The organism is Nocardia sp. NPDC004711, assembly GCF_053601595.1.
The window spans coordinates 1-1,354 of the sequence record NZ_JBSGCB010000185.1; the positions used below are offsets into that span (position 1 = coordinate 1).

The following is a 1,354-nucleotide window of genomic DNA, read 5'->3' on the forward strand; positions in this document are numbered from 1 at the left end:
TACTGCAACTGCACTCAGGTGATTGGGTGGCCGCGCCGTCGGTAGTGCGATGACCGGGCTTGATGCTGGCGGCGTCGTCGCCAGCGTGACCATGCCCAGATGTGGTCGGCGGTATGCAGTGGGGTGAGTACGAACGCGATGAGCAGGCGGCGGATCTCCGGTAGCGTGAGAGCGATCATGCCGTCCTCGCTGTCGGCGAGTCCCCCTTTGCGGCAACGGTTTTGGTGGCGGCGAGCCAGGCCAGTGCGAGCATCGACAGGGTGATGTGGGCATACCAGGCGCGCCATTTACGGACCTGGTAGTGGTCGAGCCCGGCCTCGCCTTTGGCCTGCTGAAACGCTTCTTCCACGTGCCAGCGTGATCCCGCGGTCCAGGCCAGATCGACCAGTCGTGCCGATGCCTGGCCGTAGCAGAGGTAATAGGCGATTTCGGTCGGGTCGCTGATCGACCGCCGCGCCAGTAGCCAGTGACCGCGCCCGGTCGTCCAGGTGCCGTCGATCTGGCGACGCGCCCAATCGTATTCGCGCGGACCGTGCGCGCCGGCGCCGACCGAGAGCCGCTGCCAGGTGCGGTCACCGAACTCGGCGACCAGGTCGTCGGCGCGCGCGAGTCGGTCGGCGCGGGTGCGTAACTGGTGATCGCAGCGGGTGGCCATCACGTAGAACACGTCGTGGTCTTCGCACCAAGCCCGCAGGTAGCCGGCCTGGCCGTAGGCTTCGTCGGCGGTGAACCACCGAAACGGCACCCTCGCCGCCAGCGCGCGTTCGAGCATGGCGATCATCTGCCGCGGCTTGGTCGCGAACTCGACCTCGTCGGGAATCCCAGCGTCACGACACCGCTCACGATCGGCCGTCCACGACTGGGGAACATAGAGTTCCCGGTCGATCAGCGCGTGCCCATGGCGCGACGTGTACGCCAGAAACACACCGATCTGGCAGTTTTCTGTACGGCCGGCCGTTCCGGAGTATTGACGTTGCACGCCAGCGGATTTCACACCCTTCTTCAGGAACCCGGTCTCATCACCGGCCAGCACGGCGTCCGGGTCACCGAGGTGTTCGACCACGTAGTCACGCACATCGTCACGCACCGCGTCGACGTCCCAATCGGCGGCGCGCAGCAGCCGCTGCATCCCGTCCGGGGTGCTCTCACCGGCGCGCTCGGCCAGGGTCCACCCGTTCTTGCGTTCCAGACCCGCGACCAGCCCCGACACGTACTCACCCGCCCGCTCCCGCGGTTCGACGCGGGTGAACCGTTCCCCGATCCTCGCGATCAACGAATCCAGTTCGGCCACAGCATGATCCAACACCACCCGACAGGTCTACCAGCAACGAATCACGCGAGTGCAGTTGCAGTA

Annotated in this window: 1 protein-coding gene; it reads right to left on the bottom strand. The window is 66.2% G+C overall.

Features of this window, described 5'->3' with window-relative positions:
• Positions 1-175: 175 nt before the first annotated feature.
• Positions 176-1,309 (bottom strand): IS701 family transposase, encoded by a 1,134-nt coding sequence (locus ACWEKS_RS49345; protein ID WP_452346605.1) that lies wholly within the window; start codon positions 1,307-1,309, stop codon positions 176-178.
• Between the last annotated feature and the right edge of the window lie 45 nt (positions 1,310-1,354).